Origin of the sequence: Streptomyces sp. SID1328, from assembly GCF_009865595.1 — a bacterium.
In the GTDB taxonomy this organism is placed as follows: Bacteria; Actinomycetota; Actinomycetes; order Streptomycetales; family Streptomycetaceae; genus Streptomyces; species Streptomyces griseoluteus.
In genome coordinates this window covers 1-1,449 of sequence record NZ_WWKH01000839.1, presented here as the reverse complement: position 1 = coordinate 1,449, position 1,449 = coordinate 1, and the positions used below count along the sequence as shown (strand labels likewise).

The window sequence follows — 1,449 nt, the reverse complement described above, 5'->3', positions numbered from 1 at the left end:
CGCCCTCGCCGCCCTCCACCCCCGGTACCTGCTGGCCCACGCCCACCGGGGACCCGGCTCCCGGCCGCCCCCCGCCTGGCGGGCCGACGAGCACGAACGGGCACGCTGGTGCCGCTTCCTGGCCGCCTACGGCATCCCCGCCGACCCGGCCGACCTGCGGCTGCCCCCGCCGGACGGTCCCTCACCGGCACCGGGCGCCGTCGTCGTCCATCCGGGGGCCGACGCCGTCGCCCGGCGCTGGCCCGCCGAACGCTTCGGCGCCGTCGCCCGGCGGCTGCGCGCCCTCGGACACCGGGTCGTCGTCACGGGCGGGCCGGGCGAGGACCGGCTCGTCCAGGACGTCGCCGACAGCTCAGGTGTGCCCGCCGGGGACCTGCTCACCGGCGGGCTGCCCTTCGGGGACCTCTCCGCGCTCGTCGCCCACGCCGCGCTGGTCGTCAGCGGCGACACCGGGGTCGCCCACCTGGCGTCCGCCCACGGCACGCCCTCGGTGACGCTCTTCGGGCCCGTACCGCCCGCCCTGTGGGGGCCGCCCGCGCTGCCGCGTCACCGGGCCCTGTGGCGGCCAGGTCCGCCCGGCGACCCGCACGGCACGGTCACCGACCCCGGCCTGCTCAGGATCGGTGCCGAGGAGGCCGCTCTCGCCGCGCTCGCCCTGCTGCCGCCCACCCCGCCCACCGGACCGCCGAGAGGAGACGGCGTCGATGCCGGTGCCCTCCACCTCTGACCCGTCGGCCACGCGCCCGGACACCGCCGAGGACCGGGTCACCGTCGCTGTGATCACCCGCGACCGCTGCGCCAGCCTCGTCCGCACCCTCGACGCCCTGACCGCGCTGCCCGAACGGCCACCGGTCATCGTCGTCGACAACAGCACCGGCGACGCCTCCCTCCGCGCCGTACGCCGCCACCCCGGCGCCCCCCGGCTGCTGCGCCCCCGCGCCAACACCGGGGCGCTCGGCCGCAACCTGGCCGTGGACCGCGCCGACACCCCCTACGTCGCGTTCAGCGACGACGACTCCTGGTGGGAGCCCGGCGCGCTGCGCCGCGCCGCCGACCTGCTGGACGCCCACCCCCGGCTGGGCCTGGTCGTCGCCCGCACCCTGGTCGGTCCCGACGGTACCGAGGACCCCCTCAACACCGTGCTCGCCGGCTCCCCGCTGCCGCCCGAACCCGACCTGCCGGGGCGCCCGGTACTCGGCTTCCTCGCCTGCGCCTGCGTGGTCCGCCGAGACGCCTTCCGCGCGGCCGGCGGCTTCCATCCGCTGCTCTTCTTCGGCGGCGAGGAGACCCTGCTCGCCTACGACCTCGCCGCCGAGGGCTGGGGCGTCGTCTACGACCCCTCCCTGACGGCCCGTCACCACCCGGCCCCGGCAGGCCGCCACGGGCGCAACCCCCGGCTGTGGCGCAACGAGGTCCTCACCCTCTGGCTGCGCCGCCCCCTGTCCGCCG

General features: G+C 78.5%; 2 protein-coding genes. Both read left to right on the top strand.

Translation table 11 applies throughout. The features are described 5' to 3' along the window. A partial coding sequence (locus tag GT030_RS26745; RefSeq protein WP_161203308.1) for a glycosyltransferase family 9 protein occupies positions 1 to 727 on the top strand: 727 nt, incomplete at its 5' end. Next, a partial coding sequence (locus GT030_RS26740) for a glycosyltransferase (protein ID WP_161203307.1) occupies positions 705 to 1,449 on the top strand: 745 nt, incomplete at its 3' end. The genes GT030_RS26745 and GT030_RS26740, both read left to right, overlap by 23 nt.